The organism is Euzebyales bacterium (assembly GCA_036374135.1).
Lineage (GTDB): Bacteria > Actinomycetota > Nitriliruptoria > Euzebyales > JAHELV01 > JAHELV01.
This window is the reverse complement of the sequence record DASUUK010000075.1, coordinates 61,532-83,966: the sequence shown is the minus strand read 5'-3', so window position 1 is coordinate 83,966 and position 22,435 is coordinate 61,532. Positions and strand designations below refer to the sequence as shown.

Below are 22,435 nucleotides of genomic sequence, written 5' to 3'. Positions count from 1 at the left end.
CCGGTCGGTGACCTGTGCGGCTACCAGGTCACGGTGGCGGCACTGCCCTGCGATGCTAGATGACCGCGCAGGATCGATCACTCACGAGGGCGGATATGGCATCGGAGCACGACGGCGGACGATGGCGACTGGGCGCGTGGGTGCGCAGCGGGCCGGTGGTCGGCGTGGTCGCCCGGAACGAGGGCGACGAGGTCACCGTGTTCGATCCCGGCGACCGGCGTCGGCAGGACGCGGCGACGGCGACGGTGTCCCCCGTGCCGTCCACCGCCGTGCGGGTCACCGTGACGGTCGATCTCCCGCTGGCGCACGGGCTCGACGAGGCGGACCTGCGTCGGTGGGTGGCGATGCTCGTCGACCCGGTGCTGCGCGAGCGCGCGGCCGCGGCGCTGCGGGAGGCCGGTCTGGACGACGGTGTGACGCTGCCTGCGGCAGACGTCGTGGCGAGCGTCCTGCGCGACGGGCTGGCGCGGTGTCTGTGCGGCACCACGTCACCGGCACGCCCCGGCGTCGCCCCGGCGGCCTGCGCCGTCTGTGGACGTCAGCCGGCGCCGCCGGCCGAAGCCTGAGCCAGCGGCTTGTCATCCACCGGCCGCGACGACCGGCGCCGCGCCTCAGGGGATCGCGCACCGGGCAGCGCGACGAGCGCGGCGATGACCGTGCCGGCGACCACACCCACGGTCACCAGCACGGGGCGTGGGCCGAACGCACGGCCCAGCGGTCCGGCGATCGCGAAGCTGATCGGGGTGAGCCCGATCGCCACGAACCACTCGAGGCTGGTGACCCGGCCCAGCAGGTTGCGCGGCACCTCGCGTTGCAGGTTGGTGTCACCGATGATCTCGCCCAGCACGATGGCGCCGAACACGACCAGGCCGATGACGAGCGCCTGCCACAACTGCGTCATGTAGGCGAAGGTCGCCAACCCGAACAGCGACAGCGCCTCCGCGCCGTAGAGCCACAGCATGAACCGCCGGGGCAGGCCGCCGTGCCCGATCGCCGACGACACGGCGAGCGCACCGACGCCACCGCTCGCGAAGACCAGGGCCATCCACCAGGCGGCCGCCGCCTCGGACAGCCCGACGTCGGTCTTGAGCATGGTGGGGACGAGGACGTCGAACGGGCCGTGGAACGCCAGGGTCGACAGCCCTCCGGCCGTGAACCAGATCTTGGCCCAGCGGGTCCGCGCCACGTACCGGAGCCCCTCGCGTGCCTCGGCGACGACGCCGCGGCGATCGGACGCGTCCGCCGGTCCGCGGCGGGCCAGCCGTGCCAACAGCGTGGCCGATGCGACGAACGTCAGCGCGTCGATGATCAGCGCCGCGCCGGGGCTGCGCACTCCCACGATCAGGCCGCCCAGCAGCGGGCCGACGACCCACAGCTGCAGTGGGCGCGCGAAGGCGAGCAGCGCGTTCGCCTGCGGCAGATCCGGGTCGGCGATCAGATCCGGCACCAACGACCGCGCGGCCGGGTTGAAGAACCCGTTGGCGAAGCCGAACGACAGCCCGAGGGCCACGACCTGGGACAGCTCGAGCATGCCGTTGACGCCGAGGATGCCCATGAGGCCGATCGCCGCGGCGCGGACGAGATCGCTGGCGATCATGATGTCGCGGCGGTCGTAGCGGTCGCTGGCGACGCCGCCGAGCGGGAGGCTCATCGCCTGACCGACCGCCCACGCGATGCCCAGCAGGCCGACCGCGAGCGGATCATCTCCGGAGATGCCAAGCACCTGGAGCGGCAGCGCGACCCGCATCATGCCGTCGCCGAGGACCGAGGTGAGCGTCGCAGTCGTCAGCAGGCGGAACTCGCGATCGCGCAGGGGCCGCAGCGCCGGCATCAGACGCGTGGACCTGTCGCGCGCTCGGACCGACACACCGGCAGCTCCCCCCGTGTCGCGTGAGCGCCTCACGAGCTGAAGTCTACGTCACAGTAGGTTCACCGACAGCAGCGAGATGCTGCGCGCACCGACGCGTCAGCGCCGCCAGCTGCCCTGCGACCGCGACGGGCGCCGGTCCGAGGCTGCTCGCACGCCGGGCCACCGCACGCGTGGGTTCGAGCAGATCGGCAGGGTCGATGCCCTCGGCCACCAGCTCGGGGAACGCCGCCGCGAACTCGTCGGCTGCCTCGTCCATCGTGATGCCGCGATGTTCGCACGTCGCCACGAACCGCCCGACCCGCTCGTGCGCGTCGCGGAAGACCACGCCGGCCGCCACCAGCGCCTCGGCGACATCGGTCGCGAGCGCGAACCCATCGGCGGCGCGGGCGCGCAGCCCGTCGGCGTCGAACGTCAGCGACGCCACCGCGCCCGCCATGGCCGGCAGGCACAGCTCCAGGGTGTCGACGGCGTCGAACACGGGCTCCTTGTCCTCCTGCAGGTCGCGGTTGTACGTCAGCGGCAGGCCCTTGAGGGTCACGAGCAGCGCCATCAGGTCGCCGATCACGCGGCCGGCTTTGCCCCGCACGAGCTCGGCCACGTCCGGGTTGCGCTTCTGCGGCATGATGGACGATCCGGTCGAGAAAGCGTCCCCCAGGCGGGCCCAGCCGAACTCGGTCGAGGTCCACAGCACGACCTCCTCGCCCAGCCGCGACAGGTGGACGCCCAGCAACGCCGCGGCCGCGAGGAACTCGACAGCGAAGTCGCGGTCGGCCACCGCGTCCATCGAGTTCGCCGCCGCCTCCGCGAAGCCAAGCGCCTCCGCGTAGCCGGCGGGATCCACTGCGAGCGTCGTACCGGCCAGCGCTCCGGCACCCAGCCCGCTGACGTCGGCCCGGACGGCGGCGTCGGCGAGGCGGCCGACGTCGCGATCGAACGCCCACGCGTGGGCGAGCAGGTGGTGGGCGACGGTCACCGGCTGCGCCCGCTGCAGGTGGGTGTAGCCGGGCGCCACCATGTCGACGGTGCGTTCGGCCTGCGCGATGAGCGCCTGTTGCAGCGCGACCACCGCCGGGATCAGCTCGCGGCGCACGGTGCGCACCAGGTAGCGGCGCAGGTCGGTCGCGATCTGGTCGTTGCGGCTGCGCCCCGCGCGGATGCGACCACCGTCGGGTCCCACCAGCTCGATCAGCCGGCGCTCCACCGCGCCGTGGAGGTCCTCGTCGTCGTCGGCGATCTCGAAGGTGCCGTCGGCGAGCTCCTCGCCGATGCGCGTCAGCGCCGCGGCGATCCTGTCACGCTGTCCGTCGGTGACCAGACCGAGCCGGTGCAGCTCGTCCAGATGGGCGTGCGAGCCGGCCAGATCCTCACGCCACAGACGGATGTCGAAGTGGATGCTGTGTCCCAGCGCCCACGCGGCGGCGCTGGGACCCTCGGCGAAACGACCACCCCACAGGCGGCCGCTCCCGGTCGCCCCACCGGCTCGCTGACGCTCGCCCTCACCCATCACATCCCCGCCCACCGGCTCGCTGACGCTCGCCCTCACCCATCACATCCCCGCCCACCGGCTCGCTGACGCTCGCCCTCACCCGCCGACGTGGCCCTGGCGTCGCGACCACACCTTGGTCGGCAGTCCCCACAGGCGCACGAAGCCCTCCGCCTGTGTGTGATCGAACCGGTCGGCCTCGTCATAGGTCGCCAGGTCGTGGTCGTACAGCGCGAGGTCACTGCGCCGCCCGACGACCGTGGCCGAGCCCTTGAACATCCGCACGCGCACGTCGCCGTGCACGAACCGCTGGGACGACGCCATGAACGCGTCCAGCGCCGTCTTCAGCGGCGTGTACCACAGACCGTTGTAGATAAGCTGGGCGTAGCGGCCCTCCAGCGCTCGCTTCTCCTGGGCGAGCTCCTGCTCCATGCACAGGTCCTCCAGATCGCGGTGCGCCGTCAGCACCGTCACCGCACCGGGACACTCGTAGATCTCGCGGCTCTTGATGCCCACCAAGCGGTCCTCGATCATGTCGATCCGGCCGACCCCGTGCACACCGGCGCGCTGGTCGAGCTCCGCCACGAGCGACCGCAGGTCGAGCTCCTTGCCGTCGAGCGAGGTGGGCAGGCCGTCGACGAACCCGATCGTGACCTCGTCGGGGTCGTCGGGTGCGTCGGCGAGCGCGCGGGTGCGCTCGTAGACCTCCTCGGGCGGCTCCTCCCACGGGTCCTCGAGGATGCCGCACTCGGCGGTGCGACCCCACAGGTTCTCGTCGATCGAGTAGGGCGACGCCTTCTTGACCGGAATCGGGATGCCCCGCTCGTTCGCCCACGCGATCGACGCCTCACGCGACAGGCCCCACTCACGGATGGGTGCCTCGACGGTGATGTCGGGTGCGAGCGCCATCGCGGTGACCTCGAAGCGCACCTGGTCGTTGCCCTTGCCCGTGCAGCCGTGAGCGATGGCGACCGCGTCGTGCTCCCGTGCGGTGGTGATCAGGTGGTTGGTGATCAAGGGGCGCGACAGCGCGCTGACGAGCGGGTACTTGCCCATGTACAGCGCGTTGGAGCGGATGGCGTGGGCGACGAAGTCGTCGGCGAACTCGTCGCGTGCGTCGACGACGACTGCCTCCATCGCGCCGCAGTCGAGCGCGCGCTGACGTACCCGGTCGAGCTCGCCGGGCTGCGCCTGACCGACGTCGATCGCGCAGGCGATCACGTCGTAGTCCCTGTGCTCCGCCAGCCAGCGGATGGCCACCGACGTGTCCAGGCCGCCGGAGTAGGCGAGGACCAGCCGCCCCGCTGATCGTTGCTGTGCACTCATGTCGCGTCGTTCTCCTTGTCGGTGGTCGTGTGCGTCGTGTGTCCTGTCTTGATCGCCGCGAGCCTGTCGGCGACCTCACGACCCGACGCGGGCTCGCGGGCCACGACCAGCACCGTGTCGTCGCCCTGCAACGTCGCGAGCACGCCGGGTACGTCGCCGTCGTCGATGGCGATCGCGACGGCGGTGGCGGTCCCCGGTGGCGTCCGGACGACCGCGAGGTTGCCGCTCGCGTCGATGGCGACGACGAACTGCCGCAACGCCTGCGCCAGTCGCGGCATCTCCGGCAGCGCGTAGCTCACGTCGCCGTCGGCGCCCCGGATCTTGGTGATGCCGAGATCGTCGAGGTCGCGGCTGACGGTCGCCTGGGTCGCGGTGATGCCCCGGCGTCCGAGCAGCGCGACCAGCTCGGCCTGCGACGACACCGCATGGGTGGCGACGAGCTCACGCAGCACGGTCCGCCGCCGCTCCCGCACACCGGCGGCGTCGGTCGTCGCCCGCACCTCGGCACTCATGATGTGTGCCTACCGCTGACGCTACGTGAGGCACGGGATGTGTGCCTACCGCTGACGCTACGTGAGGCACTCATGCTCCACCCGCCGTGTAGAGCAGCTCGAGCAGGGCCTTCTGGGCGTGCAGGCGGTTCTCCGCCTGATCCCACACCGCGGACCGCGGACCGTCGATCACCTCGGCGGTGATCTCCTCACCACGGTGAGCCGGCAGGCAGTGCAGCACGATCGCGTCGTCCGCCGCGGCGCGGAGCAGCGCGTCGTCGACCCGGTAGGAGCGGAACGCTGCCACGCGTGCGTCGTGCTCGTCCTCCTGGCCCATCGACGCCCACACATCGGTGTACACGACGTTTGCCCCCTTCACCCCGATCGTCGGATCGTCGGTGACCGCCACCGACCCTGCGGTGTCACCGCACAGCGACGCGGCCTCGGCGACCACGTCCGGGTCGGGCCCATGGCCCTGCGGGGCGACCACGACGACGTGCATGCCCGCCAGCGCGCCCGCACGCAGCAGCGAGTGCGCCACGTTGTTGCCGTCGCCGATGTAGGCCACCCGGACGCCCGCCAGCGTGCCGAACCTCGCGCGCACCGTCTGCAGGTCCGCCAGTGCCTGACAGGGATGGCTGTGATCGGACAGTGCGTTGATCACCGGCACCGTGCCGTGGGTCGCAAGCTCCTCGAGGCGCTGTTGCGCGAACGTGCGCACCACCAGCCCGTGCACGTAGCGCGAGAGCACGCGGGCGGTGTCGGCGACCGTCTCGCCCCGGCCCAGCTGGAGGTCCCGCGACGACAGCACAAGCGGCGTCCCACCGAGCTCGGCGACGCCGACCTCGAACGAGACGCGCGTCCGCGTCGAAGGCTTCTCGAAGATCATGCCGATCGTCCGGCCGGCCAGTGTGTCGCGACGACGTCGATCCGACCGGTGCGCATCGGCGCGGTCCAGCACCCACGCCAGCTCGTCGGCCGACAGGTCGGTGACCGTCAGGTAGCTGCGCGGCCGTGCCATGCCCGTCCCGGTCATGTCATCTCCTCCTCGACAGCACGCACGGCGGCGCCGAACCGCACGAGCAACTCGTCGAGCTCGTCGTCGGCCAGGGTCAACGGTGGGGCGAACCGCACGGCGTCGGCGGCCACCGCATTGACGATCAGCCGTGCCTCCAGCGCGGCCGACACGACGGCGGTCGCGGCCGGCCGCGCGAGCATCGCCGCCCGCAGCAGCCCACGACCGCGTTGACCGGTCACCAGCACGCTGTCCACCGCCACCTGCTCGATGCCCGCCGCCAGCCGGTCGCCGAGGACCGCAGCGCGCCCGACGAGTCCGTCGCGGTCGATCACGCGCAGCACCGCCGTGGCCGCGGCGCACACGACCGGTCCTCCGCCGAAGGTCGTCGCGTGATCCCCGGGCTCGAACACCTTCGCCGCCTCGCCGCGCGCGACGATGGCGCCGATCGGCAGCCCGTTGGCCAGCGCCTTCGCCAGGCACACGACGTCGGGCTGCACCGGCGAGCCGTCGAGCGCGGTCTGCCATCCGTACCAGCTGCCGAGGCGGCCCAGTCCCGTCTGCACCTCGTCGACGATCAGCAGCGCCCCGACGCGGTCACACGCGGCCCGCGCGGCCCGCAGGACGTCGGCGGGCACGGGACGGACCCCGCCCTCGCCCTGCACGACCTCGACGAGCACCGCGCTGGTCCGCTCGTCGACCGCCGCGTCGAGCGCCGCGGCGTCGTCGTGCGCGACGTGCGTCACCCAGTCGCCCAGCGGCTCGAAGGGCTCGTGCTTGGCCGGGTTGCCCGTCGCCTTGAGCGCGCCGAGCGTGCGACCGTGGAACCCGCCCGACAGCGCGACCACGCCGATGGCGTCGGGACGGCGCCGGCGCCCGTGCAGCCGTGCCAGCTTGATGGCCGCCTCGTTGGCCTCCGCGCCCGAGTTGCAGAAGAACGTCCTCGCGTCCGACCAGCCCAGCGTGTCGGCAAGGCCCTCCGCCAGTTCGATCTGGGGCCGGGTGAAGTACAGGTTCGACGTGTGGGACAGCGTGGCGGCCTGTTCCGACACGGCCGCGGTCACCTCCGGATGGGCGTGCCCGAGGGCGGTCACGGCCAGGCCCGACAGCGCGTCGAGGTGGGCCCGCCCGTCCCCGTCGTACAGCCACACCCCCGAGCCGCGGACGAACGCGGCCTGCTGGCGACCGTACGTGTGCATCAGTGCCGCGGCCTCGCGGACGCGGATCTGGTCGAGGTCGTCGGTCATGGCTGCGCCCCGGTGTCGTCGACGTCGTCGTACGACGGCAGGATCATCGTGCCGATTCCCGCGTCGGTGAAGATCTCCAGCAGCAGGGCGTGCTCGATGCGACCGTCCAGGAGGTGGGCCTGCCCGACGCCGTCGGAGAGCGCGTCGATGCAGCCGGAGATCTTGGGAACCATACCGGTCACGATGCGACCGGTGGCGAGCATGTCGCGCAACTGGGCGACGTCGACCTCGCTCAGCAGGCTGCGGTCATCGGAGCCGAACGAGTCGTACAGCCCGGCGACGTTGGTCAGGTAGATCAGCTTGTCGGCGTCCAGCGCCGCCGCGACCGCGGACGCGACCGCGTCGGCGTTGACGTTGTAGTCCTGCCCGTCGTCGCCGCGCGCGACCGTGGCGATCACGGGGACCACGCCCCTGCCCAGCAGCGACCGGACGACCGCCGGATCGACCCGGTCGACCTCGCCGACGTAGCCCAGGGCGGGGTCGGCCGGGCGCGCGGTCACCAGCCCCGCGTCGGTGCCCGCCAGACCGACGGCGCGCGTGCCGGCCTGCGAGATCATGCCGACCAGGTGCGGGTTGACCCTGCCGAGCAGCACGTAGCGGACCGCCTCGAGCATCGCCTGATCGGTGACGCGCCGCCCGTCGACGAACTCGGACCGCAACCCGAGCCGTTCGGCGAGCTGGGAGATCTGCGGTCCGCCACCGTGCACGACGACGATGTTGAGCCCGACGGACCGCAGCAGCGCGACGTCCGCCGCGAAGGACGACTCCATGGCCGACGTCGTCTCGCCCTGTCCGACGCTGCCGCCGATCTTCACGACGACCGTCCGGTCCGCCCAGCGGGTGATCCACGGCAGCGCCTCACGCAGCACACGCGCCTTGTCCTGCGCCCTGACGGCCCGCCGCGGCAGCGCCGCGTGCGCCTCGTCGATCGTCGACCGTGGGTTGGTCGTGGTCACCGTGGCTCCCCTGCTGTCCGCGCCGAGCGGCCGCTCACGTCGTGTACTCCGCGTTGATCGTCACGTACCCGTGCGTCAGGTCCGACGTGAGCACCGTCGCGTCGGCGTCGCCCAGGCCGAGATCGACCGTGACGTCGACCTCCGGACGCGACAGGACCGACGCAGCCAACCCGTGGTCGAACGACGCGCCCGCACCGAAGCGGCACACCGTGACCGGCCCGAACCGGATGTCGACCGTTCCGGGTGAGAATGGCACGTCCGATGCACCCATGGCGGCCAGCACGCGGCCCCAGTTCGGATCGCCCCCGGCGAAGGCCGTGCGCACGAGGACACTGTCGGCGATCGCACGGCCGAGTGCGGCGGCGGCGTCAACCGTGCGGGCACCGGTGACCCGGAGCCTGACCAGGTGGGAGGCGCCCTCGCCGTCGCGCACGATCTGCTCGGCCAGCTCACCGAGGACGGCGGTCAGACCCTCGGTGAACGCCGCGATGCCCGGCGCCGGACGGGGGCGAGCGGAGCGAGCCGGGGGGTGGGGAACTGCCTGTGCGGCGTCGCCGGTCGCGAGCACGATCACCGCGTCGTTGGTGCTCATGCACCCGTCCACGGTGATGCGCCCGAAGGTCACGTCGACAGCCTGCGCGACGACCGGTTGGAGGATCCGCGACGGCACGGGTGCGTCGGTCGCGGCCACGCACAGCATGGTCGCCATGGCCGGCGCGATCATGCCGGAGCCCTTGGCGAACCCCGCGATGGTGGCACCGCCGTCGGCGGCGTCGAGCTGCACCGCCACCGACTTCGGCATGGTGTCGGTGGTCATGACCGCACGCGCCGCGGCGGCGCCGCCCCCGCTGTCGGCCGTGGCGATCGCCGCATCGACGCCCGCGAACAGCTGACCGCGTTGCGGCGTCAGCGGCTGGCCGATCACACCGGTGGAGCACACGAGGACGTCCTCGGTCTCGCAGCCGAGCCCGGCGGCCGCATGTGCCGCCGTGTCGACGGCCACCTGCTCCCCGTCCGGGCCCGTGCACGCGTTGGCGTTGCCGGCGTTGAGGACCACCGCGCGTGCCCGGCCGTCGGCCGCGTGCCGCGCCGTCACCTCGACGGGCGCGGCGCGAACCTGGTTGGTGGTCTGGACGACGGCGACGTCGACGGTGCGTCCGGCATCGACGACGGCGACGTCGGGCGACCCGCTCGGCTTGAGCCCGGCCGCGACACCGGCGGCGCGGACGCCCGGCACGGCGCAGATCCCACCGGCGACCGGCGCGAAGGAGTCGATGGGCCGGCCGTACCAGGCGTCGGCGACGTCGGCCCCGGTGCTCACCGGGCCACTCACGGGTACAGTCCCGCGATCGGCAGGCCGGCCGTCTCGGCCGTGCCCGTGGCCACGTTGGCCGCCTGGATCGCCTGCCCCGCGGCGCCCTTGACCAGGTTGTCCAGCGCGCACGAGGCGATCAACGTGGACGCCGACGCATCGACGGCGACCCCGATGTGGGCACCGTTGCCGCCGACGACATGGGTCGACCCGGGCCATGCGCCGGGGTCGAGCACCGACACGAACGGCTCGTCGCGGTAGTGCTCGGCGACGATGCCGTGGACGTGTGGTGCAACGTCCGGTGCCGCCAGCGCGGCGGTCACGGTGACCACCATGCCGCGGGCCATGGGCACGAGGTGCGGCACGAACGTGATCGGGTTCGGTCCACCGCCGGCCGCGGTGAACTGCGCGCTGATCTCCGGCGTGTGCCGATGTCGCGGCGCGGCGTACGCAGCCACGTTGGCGTGCGCGTGGCTGGCGTGCAGGTCGTCACGCAGACCGCGCCCGGCACCGCTCCAGCCGGACATCCCGTGCACGGCGATCGGGCCGTCGCCGAGCACCCCCACGAGCGGGACCAGCGCCAGCAGCGCCGCTGTGGGGTAGCACCCCGGCCCGGCGACCAGTTCGGCGCCCGGCAGGTCGTCGCGGGTCAGCTCCGGCAGTCCGTACACGGCGGGGGTCAGCGACGGGCTCGTGTGCTCGTCGCCGTACCACCGCTCGAACCTGGCGGGGTGCAGCCGGAACGCTCCGGACAGGTCGACCACCGTGCGCTCCTTCGACACGAGGTCGGGCAGGAGCGCCAGGCTGACGGCATGTGGTGTCGCAGAGAAGACGACGTCGCAGTCGGCCAGTGCCGCGGGCGTCGCCTCGACCAGCTCGTGGTCGGCGATCGGTGTGCCCCGCAGCTGTGGGAACACCGTGGCGACGGCCTGCCCGGCGCTGCGGCCGCCCGCGACGACTCGCACCGTGAACGCGGGGTGTCCGAGCAGCAGGCGCAGCAGTTCCGCCCCGCCGTACCCCGAGCCGCCGATCACGCCGACATCCATCACGCACCACCTATTCGCACTGGTGCATAGTTATACACGCTCCATGCGAGGGGTGCATGACCCAGCCAACCCGGCGCCACGGGGTCGCAGCACGTCGACCGGGGCCGGCGTGCCGGTCCGCCCGGTGGACGGCAGCGCGCCGGGCCGCCGGGCGCCCTCAGGAACGGCGCAGCCGACCGCCGACCCGCTCGGCGACGCTGGCCGCGATCCCGTCGATCGCCGCGGCCTCGTCGACGTCGCGCAGCTGACGCGTGGCGTTGTCGAGGGCCACGTGGAAGGCCAGCGACCGCTGGCCTTCATCCAGCGTGCCGCCCTCGTACACGTCGAACAACGTCACGTCGGTGAGGTGCGGGCCGGCCCCGGCGCGTACCGCCTGCTCGATCGCCAGCGCGGGCACGTCGCCGTCCGTGACGACCGAGACGTCGAAGCGCAGGCCGGGCAGCAGCGACGGGCCCGTCACCTGCGGGTGACGGACACCCCCGGCCAGCAACGGTTCCAGGCGGAGCTCGCCGACGACCGTGCGTGGCGGCAGGTCGAGCGCATCGACGACCCGCGGGTGCACCTCGCCGACGGCCCCGATCACCACACCGTCCAACGACAGCCGTGCGGCGCGTCCGGGGTGGAACGGCGCCTCGTCGGTCGGCTCGGGCACCAGCGCCGGGCGACCGGTGCGGCGCGCGACCAGTTGGCACACGCCGATCGCGTCGTACAGGTCGACGTCACGGCCGGGTCGGTCGTGGCGTGGCGCCTCGAACGGGCCGTAGGCCACCAGGCCCAGCATCAGCGGTTCGTAGGGCAACTGCACGTCGTCGGGGCCCCCGTCCGCGCCCGGCTCGTCGTCCGTCGGTGGGAGGTAGACGTGGGCGGTCTCGAACAGTGCGGCCGCGGCGACCTGCCGGTTGGCGTTCTGGCGCACGATCCGCAGCAGGCTGGGCAGCAGCGACGTCCGCAACACGCCCGCCTCCTGTGACAGCGGGTTGACCAGCGCGACCGTCCCGAGCCGGCGGTCATCGTCGGTCCAGCCGAGGGCGGACAGGTCCTCGACTGTGATGAACGGCTCGGTCAGGATCTCGTGCCACCCCGCGCCGGCCAGCGTGTGCCGTACGCGGATGCGCGCGGCGTCCTCGACCGTGCGTGCGCCGGCCTGCCCTGTTGACGGAAGGGTCTCGGGGATGTCCGCGTACCCGTGGATCCGCGCGATCTCCTCGTACAGATCGACCTCGAGCCGAAGGTCCGGTCGATAGGCCGGACGCGTGACGGCCAGCCGTCCCTCCCCGTCGTCGGCGACGGTGCAGCCGATGCGCTCGAGCAGCGCCGTCTGTTCGTCGGCATCGACGGACGCACCGAGATAGGCGGCGGCACGTGCCGTGCGCAGGGTGATCGGCGTGTGCTCGGGTGGGTTCGGGTAGTGGTCGGCCCCGCCGGTGACCGTGCCGCCGGCGACGTCGGTGATGAGCCGGGCGCACCGCGTGATCGCCGGAGCGGCGGACTCCGGCGGGACCATGCGCTCCCAGCGCATCGAGCCCTGGGTCACCAGTTGATGGCGGCGCACGGTGCGCAGGACCGTCCGCGGCGAGAAGTTCGCGACCTCCAGCACGACGTTGGTCGTCGCGTCGTTGATCTCGGTGTCCTCGCCACCCATCACGCCCGCCAGGCCGACGGGTCCCTTGGCGTCGCAGATCAGCAGATCCTCCGGGTCGAGGTCACGGTCGATGCCGTCGAGCGTCCGCAGCCGCTCCCCCGGGCGCGCGGTGCGCACGATCAGCTCGGGTCCGGCCAGCAGCGCCTCGTCGTACGCGTGGATCGGGTTGCCCAGCTCGAGCATCACCGCATTGGTGATGTCCACGACGTTGGACACCGGCCGCATCCCGGCGGCCATCAGCCGACGCTGCAGCCAGGCCGGCGACGGCCCGATGCGCACGTCGTCGACGGTGCGGACCTGGAACCGGCGGCACCGTTCGGTGTCCTCGATCGTCACCGGCACCCGGCACCCACCCGTCGGCTCGACGACCTCGGGCTCGCGGAGGGGCGCGCCGGTCAGTGCCGCGATGTCGCGGGCGACGCCCACGATCGACAACAGGTAGCCACGGTCGGGCGTGACCTCGATGTCGAACACCGGATCGTCGAGATCGAGCCACTCGCGCAGATCGGCGCCCAGCGGCGTGTCGGCGTCGAGGATCAGGATGCCGCGGTGGTCGTCGCTGATGCCCAGCTCCCTGCCGCTCGCGAGCATGCCGTCCGAGGTGTGGCCGAAGATCTTCCGCGCGTCGATCCGCAGGCCTCCGGGCAGCTCCGCGCCGGGCAGGGCGACGGCCACGCGGTCCCCGGCGGCGAAGTTGCTGGCACCGCACACGACGCGGTGATCGGCGTCACCGTCGAAGACGTCGACCAGGGAGAGCTTGTCGCTACCGGCGATCGGAGCGACGTGACGCACCTCGGCGACGCGGACGCCCCGGACCCCCGAGGTCGGGCGATCGATCGACTCGACGATCAACCCGCCACCGGTCATCACGTCGGCGAGTTCGTCGACCGACAGGCCGGGATCGATGTAGTCGGTCAGCCAGGACAGTGGGACACGCATGAGCTCGACCTTCGAATGTGGAGAACAGCGGGCGGCCTAGACGAAGCTGGCGAGGAACCGCATGTCGTTGTCGACGAACTGGCGGATGTCGGTGATGCCGTGGCGCAGCATGGCCATCCTGTCGACGCCGACGCCCCACGCGAAGCCCCGGACCTCCTCGGGGTCGTACCCGCCGGCGCGCAGCACGTTGGGGTGGACCATGCCGCAGCCCAGCAGCTCCATCCAGCTGCCCTCGTAGCGGGCCAGGACCTGGGCGGACGGCTCGGTGAACGCGAAGTGGTCGGGCACGAAGCGCAGCTCGGTGTCGGAACCGAGGATCGCGCGGGCGAACGCCACGACCGTGCCCTTGAGGTCGGCGAACGTCAGCGACTCGTCGACCGCGAGACCCTCGATCTGGTGGAACATCGGGAGGTGCGTCGCGTCGGCGGTGTCCGAGCGGTACACGCGGCCCGGGATCACGATGTACAGCGGCGGTGGTTGGGCGTGCATCGCGCGGACCTGCCCGGGTGACGTCTGCGTGCGCAGCAGGATGCCCGTCGTGCCGTCCGGGGTCGGGCGTGCGTCAGGTGTGAGCGGCCGCACGTAGATCGTGTCGCTCAACGACTTCGCCGGGTGGTCGGGCGGGCTGTTGAGCGCCGTGAAGTTGTGCCAGTCGGTCTCGACCTCCGGACTGTCGAGCACGGTGTAGCCCAACCCGACCAGGACGTCGACGATGGCCTCGGTCGTCTCGGTCACGGGGTGCAGGCTGCCGCGCGGGGGGATGCGTGGCGGCAGGGTGACGTCGATGGCCTCCTGCGCCAGCACGACCGCGTCCCGCTCGGCCTCCAGCACGGAACGGCGCTCCGCCTCGAGGCGTGCGAGCTCGCCGCGCGCGGCGTTGATCGTGGCGCCCAGGTTCCGGCGGTCCTCGTCGGACAGGCGGCCAAGCGTCCGCTGGACCGCCGCCATCGCGGACCGCTTGCCAAGGTGCGTTGCGCGCACCTGGTCGAGGGCGTCGAGCGAGGCGGCCGACGTGATCGCTTCACGCGCTGCGCGCGCAGCCGCATCGACCTCGGCGGCGCCCTCCGCCACGGCAGTGTCGGACTCGTTCATGGTCAGCTCCTACGGACCTGTGGTGATCGCCCAGTGTGGCCGCCCGCGACGCGGGCCACGCCGAGCGCGCGGCCACATGGTCAGGCGGGCACCGGGAGGTGCGACTCCGCGGGAGGCTGCCGATCCGGTCGAACCGCCCGCGGCGTCAAAAGCGCACGCTGAACATCCGGCGGCGCGGCGGTGCCGAGGAGCTGTCCATCACCCCCACTGTCGCCATCGGAGCTGCCGAAGTCAACCCGGGTGCGCGCGGCACTGCGGGGACGATGCCGGTCAGGGGCGGAGCTCGACGTCGGCGACGGGGACGGTGAAGGTGAAGCGTGTGCCCGCGTCGGGATCGCTGTTGGCCCACATGCGGCCACCGTGCGCGGTCACGATCCCACGGCAGATGTACAACCCCAGCCCGAGACCGCTCGTGCGCGTGCCCTGGAGCCGATGGTACTTGGCGAACAGCCGGTGCAACTCGGTCGAAGGGATCGCGCCGCCCGCGTCGGTGACCACGCAGCGCACCTCGTCGCTGTCCGCCACGGCGGTGATGGTGACGTCGCCTGCGCCGTGCTTGACGGCGTTGTCGAGCAGGTTCGTCAGCACCTGCGCGATGCGGTCGGGATCGACGACGACGTCGGGCAGGTCCGCGGCGACCTCGACGGACAGCCGGCGGTCTGGGTGCTCCTGTGAGAAGTGGCGGACCGCGGGCTCCACGACGTCGGCGAGCGCAACGATGCGTCGGCGCAGCGGCAGCCGGCCGGCGTCGATGCGGCTGACGTCGAGCAGCCCGGTCAGCAGTCGCGTCACCCGGTCGGCGTCCTCGTCGATCGTCGCGAGCATCTGCCGGCGGGTGGCGTCGTCGAAGCGGTCCCAACGCGCGAGCAGCGTCTTCGTGAACCCGCGGACGCTCGTCAGCGGCGATCGCAACTCGTGGCTCGCGGTCGATATCAGATCGCTGCGCTGGCGTTCGTCCCGCAACCGCCGGTCGGCGCGGCGCAGGCCCACGACGAGGGCATCGGTGCGACCGTCGTCGCCCGCCACCCGACGCCCCGTCACCGACACATGCACGTCGGAGCCCCGGTCACGCCGCAGCAGCAGCGTCTGCTCGGCGACGCGTGGCAGCACTGCGGGGTCCGCCGCGGGCAGCGCCGAGCACGACCACCAGTCGGAACCGCCGGCCTCCTCCAGCGGCAGGATCTCGCTGGCGCGCGCACCGGTGAGCTCGTCCACGGGACGGCCCACCAACCGGGCCGCCAGCGAGTTCGCCGCACGGACCGTGCCGTCGACGCCGACGATCACCAGCGGGTCCGGGAACAGCTCCAGCGCTGGATCGAGCTCGACGTTCATGCTTCCCACGGATCGTCAGGTGCCTCGCTGCCGCGCGACCTCGAAGACCACGATGGCGGCGGTCGTTGCCAGGTTGAGCGACTCTGCATGCCCGCGGTACCCCCGCCGCGACGGTCGCCTGATCGGTACGGACACCGACGTCGCGATCTGCCGCTGCATCGCGGCGGACAACCCGTGTGCCTCGTTGCCGAACACGATAGCTGTCGGCGGTGACCACGACATGTCGTCATAGCGCCGCCGGGCGTCCGCGACGGCCCCGACGAGTCGCATGCCCACATGCCGGCAGTGCGCGGCCAGCGCCGCGGGTTCGACGTCGTCCACGACGGCCAGGTGGAACAGTGACCCCGCGGAGGCGCGTACGACCTTGGCGTTCGTCGGGTCGACGCTGCCGTGGGTCAGCACCACCCCGTCGGCGCCGGCGGCGTCGGCGGTACGGATGACCGTCCCCAGGTTGCCGGGGTCGGCGACCTGGTCCAGCACGACCAGCAGGGTGGCGTCCGCCAGCGCGTCCAGGTCCGGCGCGGGGCGCGTCGCCACACCGACGATCCCCTGCGGCGTCCTTGCGTCGGCGAGCGCGTCGAGCGCGCGGTCGTCGACCGGGCGCACCGGGACACCGGACGCCACACAGCGGGCGACCGTCGCGCGCACCCGGTCGGACACGTCCGGGGCGACGAACACCTCGACCAGCGCGTCGAGCGCTTCGTCGACCGCGTTGGGCCCCTCGACCAGCAGCCGCCCGCTCGCGGCCCGCTCACGACGACGGCGCAGCCGGCGCGCGGCCTTGACGGCCGGGTGGCTGATGGCTGCCGGACGCTCGGACGTCACGGGTGGGTGACCTACGTGCCGGATGCCCCGCGGTGCGTCGGACCTGTCAGCCCAGGGCGTCCTTGGCGACGTCGACGAGCTTGGCGAACGCCGCAGGCTCACGGACAGCCAGGTCGGCGAGCACCTTGCGGTCGACCGCGACGTCCGCCTGCTTCAGCCCGTGGATGAACCGGCTGTAGCTGAGGCCGTGCTGACGCGCCCCGGCGTTGATGCGCGTGATCCAGAGGCGCCGGAAGTCGCGTTTGCGCGCACGACGGTCGCGGTACTGGTACCGCATCGCGTGCAGCACGGTCTCGTTCGCCACGCGGTAGCGACGGCGGCGCGCGCCGCGGAAGCCTTTGGCGCGGTTGAGCACCGCGCGGCGCTGCTTGCGGCCGTGGACGCCCCGTGTCACTCGTGCCATCGCCTTCCCCCTAGCTGCTCAGCAGCTTGCGGATCTGTGCAGCGTCGCCCTTGGACAGCTGCCCCTTGCCGCTCAGGCGACGCTTGCGCGAACTGCTCTTCTTCTCGAGCAGGTGGCCGCGGTTCTGGCGTCCGTGGAGCACCTTGCCGTTGCGCGTGATGCGGAACCGGTCCTTGGCTCCCGAGTGGGTCTTCTGCTTTGGCATGGCTGTCGCGTCCTTGTCTGCTGCGGCGCGGCCGGGGCGGTCCTTCGAAGTGGTGGGAGGGCCACGGCGGCACCGACGCGAGGGCGTCACACCAGAACGCCAGCACGCGCTGCATGCCGATGGACCGGGCCGGGTGCCCGTCGCGGGCCCCGCACGGTGGGAAGCGGCCGCTTCCACTTCGTCGCGCACCAGCCGGCCGGCTGGTGCGTCAACACACTCTAGCGCGTCACGCCGTTGTCACAGCGCGCCCGACGCCGTTCCCGGTTCCGCCGCGTCGGCTCTCCCGGACGGTCAGTCCCGTCCAGGAATCCACAGCCGGCTCGCAGGGTCGGGCCGCTGCTGTTGGGGCTGCTGTGGTTGCGGCTGGTCGGCCGCCGTCCCCTTCGCCTGTGTTGCCCCGGCGTCACTGGCGGCAGGCTGCGCCTGCGACGCGTCCTGCTCGGCCTGAACCTGCGCGAGCTGCAACTGGCGCACGGTCTCGCGCATCTGACCGGTGATCTGCTCGGGCACGTTGTCGGCCGTCGCGTCGAGCAGCGCGGCCATGCCGTCGATCATGACGCGCGCGTCGGGCTGACCGACCTTGACGTTGGCCGCCGTCGCCAGCAGGCCGAACGCCTGCACGATCACCTCGACCGGCTGCGCCGCCCGGAGGCTCTCCAGGTACGCCCGCATCTCCTCCTCGGTGGGCCCGTCGGCCATCGGATCTGCCATCGTGTGCTCCTGTCGGTCGTGTTGTGCCGCGCAACGGTCCGTCGGTGACGCGGTCCCGGGCGTCCCGGGTCGTCATGCCAACCCGACCCATCCTAGATAGGCAGCGATGATCGGCTGTCCCACCAGCAGCGACGCCAGCGCGCCCAGCGCCAGCCAGGGTCCGAAGGGTATGTGGTCCTTGCGCGTGCGCAGGCGCAGCGCGAGGAGCAGGCCCGCGATCACCCCGCCGCCGAAGAAGCCGAGGAAGAGCCCCAGCCAGAGGTGGGCCCAACCCAGGTAGCCGAGGCCCAGGCCGATGAACCCGGCGAGCTTCACGTCCCCCATGCCCATCCCCCGCGGGTTGACCAGCGCGAGCACGAGCAGCAGCACGAACGCGGCCAGGCCGGCGAGCGCACTCCGCACGGCCACCCAGGGCGTGCCCTCGAGCACCGCAGCCGTGGCGAGCAGCACGAACAGCAGCGGTGTCAGCGGATACGTCAGGCGGTTCGGGATGCGCCTGGTGTGCAGGTCGATGACCGCGACCACCAGCAGCAGCCAGCCGAACAGCAGGAACCCCGGCAGCGCCCATGTCCAGCCGATGCGCCAGCCGATCGCACCGAACAGCAGGCCGCAGGCGAGCTCGACGAGCGGCTGCCCGACGCTGATGGGCGCGTCGCACGCGCGGCAGCGACCGCCCCGCCACAGCCACGACGCCACCGGGACGCCGTCGAGCCCGCGGAAGGCGTGCCCGCACCGCGGACACGTCCCCGGCGCACGCAGCGGACCGCCCTCGGGCACCCGGGCGATCACGATGGTCCCGTAGGACCCCGCGACCAACCCCAGCAGCAGGCAGATCGGGACGACGAGCGCGCCGGACGGCACGACCGGGCTCAGGCCTCCTCGGACCGCCAGCTGGCGTCGGCGGTCGTCGGCTTGTCGATCGCCTCGAGCACGCGGGCGGTCTCGATCGCGGCCAGCGCCGCCTCGGCGCCGGCGTTGCCGCGCTTGCCACCGGCGCGGTCGACGGCCTGCTCCCAGGTCTCGGTGGTCAGCACGCCGAACGACACGGGAACACCGGTGTCGTCGGCCACGCCCCCGACCGTGGCCGCGTTGCCCGCCACGTAGTCGAAGTGCGCGGTCTGTCCCCGTACCACGGCAGCCAGCGCGATCACCGCATCGACCTCCCCCCGCTGCGCCAGGCGGCGCACCACGACCGGCAGCTCCCAACCGCCGGGCACCCAGGCCACGGTGATGTCATCGGTGCGGACGCCGTGGCGGCGCAGGCTGTCGAGCGCGCCGTCGAGCAGGCGGCGGGTGACGGTGTCGTTGAACCGGGTCACGACGATCCCGATCCGCAGGCCGGTGCCGTCCAGTGCGGCCTCGACGATCCTCATGGTGTGGTCCTCCTACGACGGTGGTGCGGAGTCGAGCAGACCGAGCTCATGGCCCATGCGGTCACGTTTGGTCCGCAGGTAGTGCAGGTTCTCCATCGTCGGGGTGGTCTCCAGCGGCACCCGCTCGACGATACGCAGACCATAGCCTTCCAGGCCGGCCCGCTTGGACGGGTTGTTGGTCAGCAGGCGCAGCGTGGACAGGCCGAGATCGACGAGGATCTGGGCGCCGGTGCCGTAGTCCCGCGCATCGGCGGGCAGCCCGAGCTCGATGTTCGCCTCGACGGTGTCACGGCCGCCGTCCTGCAGCTTGTAGGCCTGCAGCTTGTGCACGATCCCGATGCCACGGCCCTCGTGGCCGCGGATGTAGACGACGACCCCCTGCTCCGCCTCGGCGATCTGTCGCAGCGCGTCCTGCAGTTGCGTGCCGCAGTCGCACCGGAGGCTGCCGAAGACATCGCCGGTGAGGCACTCGGAGTGCATGCGGACCAGCACGTCCTCGCGGCCGGCGACATCGCCGCGCACCAGCGCCAGGTGCTGGTTGCTGTCGATGTCGGACTCGTAGGCGATCGCCTGGAACGGGCCGAAGGGGGTGGGGATGGTCGCTTCGGCCACGCGGTGCACCAGTTGCTCGTGCTTGCGGCGGTGCGCGATGAGATCGGCGATCGAGATCAGCGGCAGGTCATAGGTCGCCGCGAAGCGTTCGAGCTCGGGCAGCCGGGCCATGGATCCATCGTCGTTGATGATCTCGCAGATCGCGCCCGCCGGCGTCACGCCCGCCATGCGCGCGAGGTCGACCGCAGCCTCCGTGTGGCCGGCGCGGCGCAGCACGCCGCCGTCAGCGGCGCGCAGGGGGAACACGTGCCCGGGACGTTGCAGGTCGGCCTTCGCGGTCGCCTTGTCGGCCAGCGCACGGATCGTCGCCGCGCGGTCGGCCGCGGAGATGCCGGTGGTGGTGACACCCGCGACGTCGACCGACACGGTGTACGCGGTGCCACGCGGGTCCGTGCTGACCGGGACCATCAGCGGCAGGTCGAGCTCGTCGGCGCGCTCGCTGGTGATGGGGGCGCAGATCACCCCCGAGGTGTGACGGACGCAGAACGACACCGCCTCGGGCGTGACCAGTTCGGCGGCCATGACCAGGTCGCCCTCGTTCTCCCTGTCCTCGTCGTCGACGACGACGACCCAACCGCCCGCGGCGATCGCCGCCAGCGCCTCGGGGATGCTCGACATGGTCATGGCCGTGCCTCGGCGGTCACCGCGTCGTAGGGGGTCGCGGCGCCAGCGGACAAGAGCCGTTCGACGTACTTGGCGATCACGTCGGTCTCGAGGTTGACCCGGTCGCCGACCGTCCGCGAACCCAGCACGGTGACGTCGAGCGTGTGGGGGATCAGACCCACCTCGAACACCACACCGCCCTCCCGCGCGGGTTCGACGCCCATGACGGTCAGCGACGTGCCGTCCATCGCGATCGACCCCTTCTCCACGAGGTGAGGCGCCAGGCGCGGCCCGGCCGCCACCGCCATCACCGTCCATCCGTCGTGAGGCGTGAGGCCGACGACGGTTCCGATGCCGTCCACGTGACCCTGGACCAGGTGCCCGCCCAGACGCCCGTTGGCCGCCAGCGCGCGCTCGAGGTTGACCGGTGCCTCCGGCATCAGCCCACCCAGCGTCGTCCGGTCGAGCGTCTCGCCCATCAGGTCCGCGGTGAAACGGTCCCGTGTGGTGCGCGTGACCGTGACGCAGCACCCGTTGACGCTGACGGACTCTCCGGTCTGCAGGTCGGCGGCCATCGGGTGGGCGACCGTCAGCCGCCCGCCCGCCGGCCCTGGCGCGTTCTCGACGACGGTGCCGACCGCCTCGACGATGCCGGTGAACATCTGTCCTACTCCTCTCGCCTGCCGAGCGTGAGCACGGCGTCACCGCCGACCCGCTCGACGTCGTGCAGCACGTACCGCTCGGCGTCCTCCAGCGACGCCGGCCCGTCGGTGACCAGTGGCAGCGCGGCGTCCCCGAGCAGCAGGGGCGCGGTGTAGATGATCAGGCGGTCGAAGCACCCGGCCACCACGAACGATGTCAGCACCGTCGGTCCGCCCTCGATCAGCACGCTGCGCACACCACGCTGCCACAGGGCGTCGAGGACGGCTCGTGGCGCCAGCCGCCCGTCCGCCCCCGTCGTGACCCGCTCAACCGCGATGCGCGCGTGGCGCAGGGCGTCGTCGCGCGCGCCGGGCGCCACGAGCACCAGCGAGCGGCCGTCGGGGTCGTGGACGCGCGCGTCGACCGGCGTGCGTGCCCGCCCGTCCAGCACGACGCGCAGCGGCTGCGGTCCGCGCCAGCCGTCGAGCCGCACGGTCAGCTGTGGATCGTCGGTGAGCAGCGTGCCCGAGCCGACGACGATCGCGTCGACGCGGCCGCGGAGCGCGTGTGCGTGGCCTCTCGCGCCGTCGCCGGTCACCCAGCGGGAGGAACCGTCGGCGGCGGCCACGCGGCCGTCCAGGCTGACGGCACCCTTGAGCCACACGAACGGCCGGTGGGTCCGCACGCCGTGCCGGAAGATCTCGTTCTGGGCGACGGCGTCGTCGCGCAGCAGCCCGACGTCGACCGCGATGCCGACCCGCCTGAGCGCGTCGGCGCCGCCCGCCGCGACGGGGTTCGGGTCGGTCGCGGCGATGACCACGCGTCCGACCCGGGCGCGGATCAGCGCGTCGACGCACGGCGGCGTGCGCCCGGTGTGGCTGCACGGTTCGAGCGTGGTGTAGACCGTCGCGCCCGTTGCCCGCTCGCCGGCCGCGTCGAGCGCGACGATCTCGGCGTGGGGTCCGCCGGCGGCCTCGTGCCAGCCCTCGCCGACGACGTCACGGCCGGCCACGATGACGCATCCCACCATCGGGTTCGGTGACACGGTCGCGCGCCCGCGCTCGGCAAGGTCGAGCGCGCGACGCATCGCACGCACGTCATCCACGGATGACCTTTCCGCCTTCTCCTCTCCGGACTGTCACCGTCGGCCCCGGACTTGTTACGTGCGTACGCACCGGGTCCACCGTCCGAGCTGTCGGCCGGGTCGCGGGCTTCCCACTGATCGTGGGCCACCGCCGGTCGGGAGTTGCACCCTGCCCCGAAGGCGCGCGGCCGCCAGGCGGCCACGTGCCACCAAGCCTAGCGTCGAC

Annotated in this window: 22 protein-coding genes and 1 riboswitch; of the genes, 1 reads left to right on the top strand and 21 read right to left on the bottom strand. The window is 72.5% G+C overall.

All coding sequences use genetic code 11. The features are described from left to right. Positions 1-95 precede the first annotated feature (95 nt). A complete protein-coding gene (locus VFZ70_13820) occupies positions 96-566 on the top strand; it encodes a hypothetical protein (GenBank protein HEX6256879.1) in 471 nt (156 codons plus the stop codon). On the opposite strand, the gene VFZ70_13815 is transcribed toward VFZ70_13820, so the two are convergent. From VFZ70_13815 to ribD, 21 genes are all read right to left on the bottom strand, one after another. Beyond that, positions 539-1,831 (bottom strand): MFS transporter, encoded by a 1,293-nt coding sequence (locus tag VFZ70_13815; GenBank protein HEX6256878.1) that lies wholly within the window; start codon positions 1,829-1,831, stop codon positions 539-541. The genes VFZ70_13820 and VFZ70_13815 overlap by 28 nt on opposite strands. A gap of 82 nt (positions 1,832-1,913) precedes the next feature. Then, complete coding sequence (argH, locus tag VFZ70_13810) at positions 1,914-3,413, bottom strand: argininosuccinate lyase (protein HEX6256877.1); 1,500 nt, start codon at positions 3,411-3,413, stop codon at positions 1,914-1,916. A gap of 39 nt (positions 3,414-3,452) precedes the next feature. Continuing rightward, positions 3,453-4,679 carry an argininosuccinate synthase gene (locus tag VFZ70_13805; protein HEX6256876.1) on the bottom strand — a complete coding sequence of 409 codons (1,227 nt, stop codon included), beginning with the start codon at positions 4,677-4,679 and terminating at the stop codon, positions 3,453-3,455. Continuing rightward, a complete protein-coding gene (locus VFZ70_13800; GenBank protein HEX6256875.1) occupies positions 4,676-5,191 on the bottom strand; it encodes a hypothetical protein in 516 nt (171 codons plus the stop codon). Before VFZ70_13800 ends, VFZ70_13805 begins: the two co-directional genes overlap by 4 nt. A 70-nt stretch (positions 5,192-5,261) precedes the next feature. After that, positions 5,262-6,206, bottom strand: a complete 945-nt coding sequence (gene argF / locus VFZ70_13795) for an ornithine carbamoyltransferase (GenBank protein ID HEX6256874.1) — start codon at positions 6,204-6,206, stop codon at positions 5,262-5,264. Beyond that, positions 6,203-7,432, bottom strand: coding sequence for an acetylornithine transaminase (locus tag VFZ70_13790; GenBank protein HEX6256873.1), 1,230 nt, complete (start codon positions 7,430-7,432; stop codon positions 6,203-6,205). Before VFZ70_13790 ends, argF begins: the two co-directional genes overlap by 4 nt. Next, positions 7,429-8,388, bottom strand: coding sequence for an acetylglutamate kinase (gene argB, locus VFZ70_13785; protein ID HEX6256872.1), 960 nt, complete (start codon positions 8,386-8,388; stop codon positions 7,429-7,431). The genes VFZ70_13790 and argB overlap by 4 nt, the downstream gene beginning before the upstream one ends. Positions 8,389-8,422: 34 nt before the next feature. Then, positions 8,423-9,709 (bottom strand): bifunctional glutamate N-acetyltransferase/amino-acid acetyltransferase ArgJ, encoded by a 1,287-nt coding sequence (gene argJ, locus VFZ70_13780; protein HEX6256871.1) that lies wholly within the window; start codon positions 9,707-9,709, stop codon positions 8,423-8,425. Positions 9,710-9,717: 8 nt separating this feature from the next. Next, complete coding sequence (gene argC / locus VFZ70_13775) at positions 9,718-10,746, bottom strand: N-acetyl-gamma-glutamyl-phosphate reductase (GenBank protein ID HEX6256870.1); 1,029 nt, start codon at positions 10,744-10,746, stop codon at positions 9,718-9,720. Positions 10,747-10,903: 157 nt separating this feature from the next. Continuing rightward, positions 10,904-13,327, bottom strand: a complete 2,424-nt coding sequence (gene pheT / locus VFZ70_13770) for a phenylalanine--tRNA ligase subunit beta (GenBank protein ID HEX6256869.1) — start codon at positions 13,325-13,327, stop codon at positions 10,904-10,906. 36 nt (positions 13,328-13,363) lie between these two features. Then, positions 13,364-14,419 carry a phenylalanine--tRNA ligase subunit alpha gene (gene pheS / locus VFZ70_13765; GenBank protein ID HEX6256868.1) on the bottom strand — a complete coding sequence of 352 codons (1,056 nt, stop codon included), beginning with the start codon at positions 14,417-14,419 and terminating at the stop codon, positions 13,364-13,366. A gap of 270 nt (positions 14,420-14,689) precedes the next feature. Further along, the gene (locus VFZ70_13760) at positions 14,690-15,751 is read right to left on the bottom strand and encodes an ATP-binding protein (GenBank protein HEX6256867.1); all 1,062 of its coding nucleotides are present in this window, start codon (positions 15,749-15,751) and stop codon (positions 14,690-14,692) included. A gap of 15 nt (positions 15,752-15,766) precedes the next feature. Further along, positions 15,767-16,576, bottom strand: a complete 810-nt coding sequence (locus VFZ70_13755; protein HEX6256866.1) for an RNA methyltransferase — start codon at positions 16,574-16,576, stop codon at positions 15,767-15,769. Positions 16,577-16,622: 46 nt separating this feature from the next. Further along, positions 16,623-16,979 (bottom strand): 50S ribosomal protein L20, encoded by a 357-nt coding sequence (gene rplT / locus VFZ70_13750; protein HEX6256865.1) that lies wholly within the window; start codon positions 16,977-16,979, stop codon positions 16,623-16,625. A 10-nt stretch (positions 16,980-16,989) separates the two neighbouring features. Continuing rightward, the gene (rpmI, locus tag VFZ70_13745) at positions 16,990-17,184 is read right to left on the bottom strand and encodes a 50S ribosomal protein L35 (GenBank protein ID HEX6256864.1); all 195 of its coding nucleotides are present in this window, start codon (positions 17,182-17,184) and stop codon (positions 16,990-16,992) included. Positions 17,185-17,475: 291 nt separating this feature from the next. Then, on the bottom strand, positions 17,476-17,895 hold the full coding sequence (locus VFZ70_13740; protein ID HEX6256863.1) for a hypothetical protein: 420 nt from the start codon (positions 17,893-17,895) through the stop codon (positions 17,476-17,478). A gap of 72 nt (positions 17,896-17,967) precedes the next feature. After that, positions 17,968-18,756: a prepilin peptidase gene (locus VFZ70_13735; GenBank protein ID HEX6256862.1), complete on the bottom strand. Its 789-nt coding sequence runs from the start codon at positions 18,754-18,756 to the stop codon at positions 17,968-17,970. Between the two features lie 8 nt (positions 18,757-18,764). Further along, positions 18,765-19,268 carry a 6,7-dimethyl-8-ribityllumazine synthase gene (gene ribH / locus VFZ70_13730; protein HEX6256861.1) on the bottom strand — a complete coding sequence of 168 codons (504 nt, stop codon included), beginning with the start codon at positions 19,266-19,268 and terminating at the stop codon, positions 18,765-18,767. 12 nt (positions 19,269-19,280) lie between these two features. Beyond that, entirely contained in the window at positions 19,281-20,504 is a 1,224-nt protein-coding gene (locus VFZ70_13725; protein HEX6256860.1) for a bifunctional 3,4-dihydroxy-2-butanone-4-phosphate synthase/GTP cyclohydrolase II, read from the bottom strand. Then, positions 20,501-21,145: a riboflavin synthase gene (locus tag VFZ70_13720; protein HEX6256859.1), complete on the bottom strand. Its 645-nt coding sequence runs from the start codon at positions 21,143-21,145 to the stop codon at positions 20,501-20,503. Before VFZ70_13720 ends, VFZ70_13725 begins: the two co-directional genes overlap by 4 nt. Positions 21,146-21,150: 5 nt before the next feature. Continuing rightward, positions 21,151-22,230, bottom strand: a complete 1,080-nt coding sequence (gene ribD, locus VFZ70_13715; GenBank protein HEX6256858.1) for a bifunctional diaminohydroxyphosphoribosylaminopyrimidine deaminase/5-amino-6-(5-phosphoribosylamino)uracil reductase RibD — start codon at positions 22,228-22,230, stop codon at positions 21,151-21,153. 9 nt (positions 22,231-22,239) lie between these two features. Continuing rightward, positions 22,240-22,395, bottom strand: a riboswitch (FMN riboswitch). Positions 22,396-22,435 lie beyond the last annotated feature (40 nt).